3 protein-coding genes, 1 tRNA gene and 2 pseudogenes are annotated in these 7,622 nt (G+C 58.5%); 1 reads left to right on the top strand and 5 read right to left on the bottom strand.

Features of this window, described 5'->3' with window-relative positions; translation table 11 throughout:
• Positions 1 to 241: pseudogene (locus APH42_RS30330) on the top strand (hypothetical protein); the annotation flags it as partial.
• Positions 242 to 531: 290 nt separating this feature from the next.
• Here the strand turns inward: APH42_RS30330 and APH42_RS28040 are convergent.
• From APH42_RS28040 to rpoD, 5 genes and pseudogenes are all read right to left on the bottom strand, one after another.
• Complete coding sequence (locus APH42_RS28040) at positions 532 to 1,311, bottom strand: hypothetical protein (protein ID WP_060494700.1); 780 nt, start codon at positions 1,309 to 1,311, stop codon at positions 532 to 534.
• A gap of 235 nt (positions 1,312 to 1,546) precedes the next feature.
• Positions 1,547 to 1,878, bottom strand: a pseudogene (locus tag APH42_RS28035) (site-specific integrase); the annotation flags it as partial.
• Positions 1,879 to 2,003: 125 nt separating this feature from the next.
• Positions 2,004 to 2,080: transfer RNA gene (locus APH42_RS28030), tRNA-Ile, on the bottom strand.
• 16 nt (positions 2,081 to 2,096) lie between these two features.
• Positions 2,097 to 5,840, bottom strand: a complete 3,744-nt coding sequence (locus APH42_RS28025) for a bifunctional diguanylate cyclase/phosphodiesterase (protein WP_012270186.1) — start codon at positions 5,838 to 5,840, stop codon at positions 2,097 to 2,099.
• 127 nt (positions 5,841 to 5,967) lie between these two features.
• The coding region (gene rpoD / locus APH42_RS28020) for an RNA polymerase sigma factor RpoD (RefSeq protein WP_060494699.1) at positions 5,968 to 7,622 on the bottom strand (1,655 nt) is incomplete at its 5' end.

Below are 7,622 nucleotides of genomic sequence, written 5' to 3'. Positions count from 1 at the left end.
GATGGTAGTGGGTTACCAAGGTTATGAAGATGAGGATGGTTTCCAGCTGACTCACATCCTCTGTCTGGACCCCGCAAGCGAAACGCCTCGGACCAGTTTGTGGAACGCAGTCATCAATGTGTACGAAGAGGATGGCAGCTCGGTGGGAAGTGGGCCGCTGCCTTCTACCTATTGGGGCTACGATGGGCAGCGCGTGAGTTGCCGGGTTGAAGATGCCTTGGTGATTTGCGGGGCAGATTGATGTCTGGCACAAAAAAGCCGTGCAACTGCGCGGCTTTGTCGTATCTGGTGGGCCCACACGAACTTGAATCGTGGACTAAAGGATCAGAGTTAGCTTGCTACATGTGATAGTAGCAGAAATCTACTGTAAGCAAGAAAAGGTACAGTAACATTAAGCCAGCATCGCAGCGATGTTTGAGCGAAATTTAAGGTAAGTCAACGAATCTTTTCAGTGTACCTCCATTGTACCTCGAAGCCCTCCCAGGGATTAGCTAGCACGACGGCCTGCAGCCCGTATTGAGCTGTTCGTGCCTAGGCTCTCTGAGCTTCCAGCCAAATCAGAATTTTTTCACCTAAGATTTGGATGTAGCGGGAGATGTAATTGCAGAGCAGGTGAGGATAATCATGCTCGATTGAGACTTTCTCGCCAACAAAGTAAAATCTAATTGACACTAGTTCTGTTTCGCTGCTTTTTGTGTAACGACCTCTGTCTTCACTGCAGAGATAAGATTTCCGCTCTACTATGGTTCTAATTGTGTCGGCGTCTTTTGATAGCTGAAGCAGTCCGCCTGCATGCATTAGACAATTTCGAATCTTCTGTGCGCACTTGATAGGCTCGTGCACTGCAATGGTTTCAAGAGGTATTCCTAGCTTCCTGAAGTAATTGAATATTTTTTCGACGCCCGCGCCATTTATGGATGACAGTTGGATTTCGGATGCTTGTTCAGTTGCGATTGCAAGCCGCAAAATATAAGCTTCGAATAGTGAAAGCGTAGAAAATAGGTTGCCAGATGAAATCATATATGGATAGGTGTTGTCCCATCGACGCTTATGAATCGCCGCGCGTGCGGCGATTATTTCTGCATGCTTTTCGATGTCAGGAAAGTAGTGAGTGACTTTTTCTGCTTCAATAGCTTGCTCATGCGTAATGGTATAATGGCTTTTCCAGACAAAATCCATTATATCAACCCATTCGGTCGCGGCGCTGTTTAATATTTGAGAAACCTCGTATGAGCACCTTTCAGATGGTGACATGTTTTTCTTTGCGAGCAGTTCTTGTACGAAGGCATCTATCAAGTTTTCCCTAACCATTCGAGTGTTCTACCAGTGTCAGCTGAGGATTTAAATTTGATATTAATTAGTTTTGTTCTGGTTCTGGTTCTGGTTCTGGATCAGGAAGAGCATAAGTATTTAGCTGGTCGATAACTAATTCCGCATATTGTGTTATTAACGACCTTGTGTAATCAATTAGCTCGTTCAATTCGCGACTGCCTGAGGCTGTGAAAGACGCTCCGTGCCCGATAGCGTTTCTCATTCCTACGAGCCTCAGGGAGCCCAGGCGTGTATCGCGATAGTTGGCGATCACCTCGGATGATAGAGCTGCGAGCGAATATTTTCCCTGGTCGCCTCGGCCTTTTGCGCGGTGGGCTTCTTGGTAGGGCTGACTTCGCGCAGATGTCGCTGCAGCGCATTTTCGAGTGTCAGCCGCTCGGACCCGCTGCGCTGGATATACACACCCCGCACCATTTCATCTTCGGTGCGCCGTGACCAATCCTCGGCGTCGCGTTTGGTGCGGAAGGTTTTGGCGTTGGTCGGCCATCCGGTTTTGCGGATGACAGCCTTCCAGGTGCCGGCAGGGGTTTTGACGATTGTAGCCATCTGAAGGACTCCAAAGGCGTGCAAGCGAAGCCGCACTGTACCTAATTTGTACCTTTAGACCATAGGACTGTACTGAGGTGGTTCCACCAAAAACACGAAAGCCGCGTAGTACGCGGCTTCAAGGTTGGTGGGCCCACACGGACTCGAACCGTGGACCAAAGGATTATGAGTCCTCTGCTCTAACCGACTGAGCTATAGGCCCTCAGTAAGTGGCCGGATTATAACGAGGGTTTCGCACCTGTGCCATCTGAAAGATCTGATAGTGCTATGCGAAGGAACGCGGCCGCGAACTCGTCTGGTGGCAGCGGCAGGCTGACGATGTAGCCCTGGATCTGCTCACACCCTTCCGCTGCCAGAAAACGCTGCTGGGCCTGGTTTTCCACGCCTTCGGCAATGATCGTCAGCTGCATGCTGCGGCCAAGGGCAATGATCGCGCGGGCGATGGCGGCATCGTGTGGGTCGTCGGGCAGGCCGCGGATGAAGGACTTGTCGATCTTGAGAATATCCAGCGGCAGGCGCTTGAGGTAGCTCAGCGAGGAATAGCCGGTGCCGAAGTCATCGATAGCCAGTTGCACGCCCAGTTTCTTCAACTGGTACAGCACGGCCAGGGCCTCTTCTGCCTGGCTCATGATGAAGTTCTCGGTAATTTCCAGCTGTAGGTCACCGGCCTTTAGCTGGTAGTGCTTTAGCAACTGTTCGATGCGCCGGGCCAGGTGCGGGTGGCGCAGCTGGGCGCCGGCAAGGTTGATCGACAGCGGGCCGAAGGGTTGGTAGTGCTGTTTCCAGGCCTGCATCTGTCGGCAGGCTTGCTCCAGAACCCAGTCACCGAGCTGGAGAATGGTGCCATTCTCTTCCGCCAGGTGGATGAAGTGCTCTGGTGGCACCTCCCCAAAGGTTGGGTGGCTCCAGCGGATCAGCGCCTCGGCGCCTACCAGCTTCTGGGTCTTGAGGCTGAGCTTGGGCTGGAAGCACAGGCTCATTTCGTTGCGTTCGACGGCGCGGCGCAGTTCATGCTCCAAGGCGATGCGCTCGCTGGCCTGGGCGGTGAGGTCGCGGGTGTAGGCTTCGACGCGGTTGCGGCCTTTGGCCTTGGAGCGGTACATGGCGGCGTCGGCGTTGCGGATCAGTGTGGCAACGTCAGTGCCGTCCTGTGGATACAGGCTGATGCCGATGCTGGCGCTGGTGAAGAACTCGTGTTCACCGGCCTGGAACGGCGCGGCGAAACAGGCCAGCAGCTTGTTGGCGATGGTACTGGCGTCGCTGGGCTTGTGCAGGCCGGGTAGCAGGATGATGAACTCGTCGCCGCCCAGTCGGGCCACGGTGTCGACGTCGCGCACCTGCTCCTTCAGGCGCTGGGCGATGCCTTTAAGCAGCAGGTCGCCGACTGGGTGGCCGAGGCTGTCGTTGATGTGCTTGAAACGGTCGAGGTCGAGGAACAGTACCGCGCCCTGGCGGTTGGAGACTTGCGCGCAGGTGAGTACAGCCTGCAGGCGGTTCTCGAACAGGGCGCGGTTGGGCAAGCCGGTCAGCGGGTCATGGTGGGCCTGATAGTCGAGTTTGGCCTGGGCGTGCTTGATGCTGGAGATGTCTGCGAAAACCGCCACGAAGTGAGTGATCTCGCGTTCACTGTTGCGCACGGCGCTGATGGTCAGCCAGCTTGGGTAAAGCTCGCCGTTCTTGCGCTTGTTGTAGATCTCGCCCTGCCAGTGCCCTTCGTCGGTCAGCTGGTGCCACATGGCCGCATAGAAGGCGCTGTCGTGCTGGCCGGACGCGAGCAGACGCGGGGTCTGGCCGAGGGCTTCGATTTCGCTGTAGCCGGTGATTTCGCTGAAGGCGCGGTTGACAGCACTGATGTGCTGGTCAATGTCGGTGATCAGTACGCCTTCGGCAGTGTTTTCGAACACGGTGGCGGCCAACTGCAGTTTTTCCTGCATCAGGTGGCGCTCGGTGATGTCGCGGGCGATGGTCAGCATGCAGTCGACGCCGGTAATCGGCAGGGGCCGGGCGGACAGCTCGCAAAGGCGGATCTGCCCGTCGCTGCGGCGGATGTGGCAGGTGAAATCACGCACGAAGCCGTCGCGGTTGAGCTGCTCAACCAGGCGCTTGCGCTCGTTGAGGTCTACCCAGATGCCCAGGTCCAGCGAGGTCTGGTCGATGGTCGGGTTGAGGTCATAGCCGGTCAGGCGGCAGAAGCCCTCGTTCACCTCCAGCAGCAGACCGTCGCTCTGGCGCGACAGCAGCAGGCCGTCGGGGGAGGCGTGGAAGGCTTTGGCGAATTTCTCTTCCGAGGTTTGCAACTGTTGCTGGGTTTCCTTGAGCTGGCTGATGTCGCGCACCGCCACTACCAGCGCGGGGGTGCCGTCGAGTTCGAAGGTTTCGGCCGAGGTCAGGCCGGTGAACAGCTGGCCATTGCTGCGGCGGAAACTCATTTCCAGGTTACGGATGCCGCCCTGGTGCAGGTGTTCGAGCACTCGTAGGCCGCTGCCTTCGACGCCCCACAGGTTCAGGTCGGTGGCGGTACGGCCAATCACCTGGCTTTGGGTCAGGCCGATCTGCTCTTCGAAGGCTTCGTTCACCTCCAGAAGGCAGCCATCGCTGTGGCGGGCGATCAGCAGGATGTCTGGGCATTGCTGGAACACCGAGGCGAACTTCTGCTCGGACAGGCGCAGGGCGTCCTCGGTGTGCTTGGTTTCGCTGATGTCGATCATCAGGCCGCGCATCACCGGTTGGTGGCCGTGTTCGATCATGCTGACGATGTTGCGTACCCAAAGGGGCTGGCCGTCGGCGCGGATCACTCGGTAGTCCAGGCTGTGGTCGCGTCCCGCTGCGGTTTCGCTGTCGCAGTACGCCTGGGCCCAGAGGGCGTCCTCCGGGTGCAGGATGCTGCGCCAGAAGCCGGGCCGGAGCCAGTCACTCAAGGGGTAGCCGAGCAGGTCTTCGGCATGCGGTGAAACGTAGCTGTAGGTGAAGTCGTTGGCATCGGCTTCCCAGGCGATGGCTGACAGGCTCTCTACAAGGCCTCGGTAGTGGTATTCGCTGCTGCGCAGCTCTTGCTCCAGGGCGATGCGCCTGGAAATTTCCGAGCTGAGGCGGCGGTTGATGCGGATGACCACGGCCAGCACGGCCATCAGCAACAGCACCGTTGGCAAGCCATATACCAGCAGGTCAGACCAGAACATCCGCTGGTCGACTACATTGCCCACCCAGCGCTGCTGGATCTGGCTGATTTCGCTGCTGCTCATGTCGGCCATCACTTTGTCGAGAATACCGACCAGCACGGCCTTGTCGCGGGGGACGGCCATCGCCAGCTGGTAGCGGTAGGGTGTTTCGCCGCTGACGTACAGGCCGTCGAGTTTGAGCTGGCGCAGGCTCCAGATACTGGAGGCCAGGTCGCCGACCACGGCGTCCACCTGGTCGGTGGCCAGGGCCTGCAGCGTGGAGCTGACATTGGGCAGCGCCACCAGGTTGAGGTCGGGGTGGTGGGTGCGCAGCAGCTCGTGCGGGGCGTAGTTCTCGACCACGGCGATTTTCAGGCCGTACAGGTCATCCAGCTTGCGTGGTTGTGCGCCGCCTTTGTGGGCCAGGATGACAATGGGGAAGTCGAGGTACGGGCGGGTGAAGGCCAGATAGCCCTGGCGTTCGGGGGTGGACATGATGCCGGGCAGCAGGTCGATGCGGCTTTCCCGTGCCTGTGCCAGTACCTCGGTCCAGCTGCTGGGTTCGACCGGTTTGAGTGTCACGCCCAGGCGCTGCTGGATCGTGGCGATGTAATCGGCGGCCAATCCCTGGTACCGGCCCTCCTGGTCGCGAAACTCGAACGGTGGCCAAGAGGCGTCTACGCCCAGGCTCAACTGCGGGTGAGCAGCCAGCCAGGCTTTCTCCTCATCTGTCAGGGTCAGGGCGCCGGCCGTTGTGTTCCATAAAATCAGGAGCAGCAACAGAATGGCCGGCTTCAAGGGCATGGCAGCCTCGCATTCAGGTGGTCTGAAGTCGAGTGTAGACGGGCATTGCGGCAGGTGTGCTGTGGAAGGCGGGCTTTATGTTACGGGCCGCTAAAGAAAAACCCCGGCCTGGGCCGGGGTTTTGTCATCACTCGTCGAGGAAGGAGCGCAGGTGCTCGCTGCGAGTCGGGTGGCGCAGTTTGCGCAACGCCTTCGCTTCGATCTGACGAATCCGCTCACGGGTTACGTCAAACTGCTTGCCCACCTCTTCGAGGGTGTGGTCGGTGTTCATGTCGATACCGAAACGCATGCGCAGCACCTTGGCTTCGCGTGCGGTCAGGCCCGAGAGCACGTCGCGGGTGGCTTCCTTGAGGCTTTCGACCGTGGCCACGTCAATCGGGGACTGCATGGTCGAGTCCTCGATGAAGTCGCCCAGGTGCGAATCTTCGTCGTCACCGATCGGGGTTTCCATGGAGATCGGCTCTTTGGCGATCTTCAGTACCTTGCGGATCTTGTCCTCAGGCATTTCCATGCGCTCGCCCAGCTCTTCCGGGGTCGGTTCGCGACCCATTTCCTGCAACATCTGGCGGGAAATACGGTTGAGCTTGTTGATCGTCTCGATCATGTGCACCGGAATACGGATGGTGCGTGCCTGGTCGGCGATCGAGCGGGTGATCGCCTGACGGATCCACCAGGTGGCATAGGTCGAGAACTTGTAGCCGCGGCGGTATTCGAACTTGTCCACCGCTTTCATCAAGCCGATGTTGCCTTCCTGGATCAGGTCGAGGAACTGCAGGCCACGGTTGGTGTACTTCTTGGCGATGGAGATCACCAGACGCAGGTTCGCCTCGACCATTTCTTTCTTGGCGCGGCGGGCCTTGGCTTCACCGATCGACATGCGACGGTTGATTTCCTTGATCTCGGCAACGGTCAAGCCGGTTTCGGTCTCAAGGTCGATCAGTTTCTGCTGGCAAGCGACAATGGCAGCGTCCTTTTCACCCAGGGCAGCAGCCCACTTGGTGTTGCGCTTGGCCAGGTCACCGCTCCAGGTCTGGTCGGTTTCGTTGCTCGGGAACATGCGCAGGAAGTCGGCACGCGGCATGCGGGCGTCACGGACGCACAGCTGCATGATGGCGCGTTCTTGCTGGCGCAGACGGTTCAGGGCGTCACGTACACGCTCGACCAGTACCTCGAACTGCTTCGGTACAAGCTTGATCGGCATGAACAGGTCAGCCAGGGCCTGAAGGGCCTCGATGCTTTCCTTGTGGCCACGACCGTTTTTCTTCAGGACCTTGGAGGTTGCCTGAAGTTGATCGGATACCGCACCGAAGCGTTGAGCCGCGACTACCGGGTCCGGGCCGCTCTCGGCCTCTTCCTCGTCGTCACCGCTTTCGGACTCTTCCTCTTCGTCGTCGGACTCTTCCTTCGCAGCAGCGGCCTTGGTGCCTGGGATCGGCACTTCTTCGGTCGGCGCGGCAATGTTGTCGTCAGGGTCGATGTAGCCGCTGAGAACGTCCGACAGGCGGCCACCCTCGGTGGTGACGCGGTCATATTCGCCGAGAATGTAATCGACAGTGCCCGGGAAGTGGGCGATGGCGCCCATGACTTCACGAATGCCTTCCTCGATACGCTTGGCGATTTCGATCTCGCCTTCACGGGTCAGCAGCTCGACAGTACCCATTTCGCGCATGTACATGCGCACCGGGTCGGTCGTGCGGCCGATATCGGTTTCAACGGCCGCCAACGCAGCAGCGGCTTCTTCGGCCGCGGCTTCGTCGGTGTCGGCTTCCGCCAACAGAAGGG

The organism is Pseudomonas sp. NBRC 111140 (assembly GCF_001320885.1).
Lineage (GTDB): Bacteria > Pseudomonadota > Gammaproteobacteria > Pseudomonadales > Pseudomonadaceae > Aquipseudomonas > Aquipseudomonas putida_P.
Note: the sequence above shows the minus strand (reverse complement) of the source record. Positions and strands in the feature narration are given on the sequence as shown.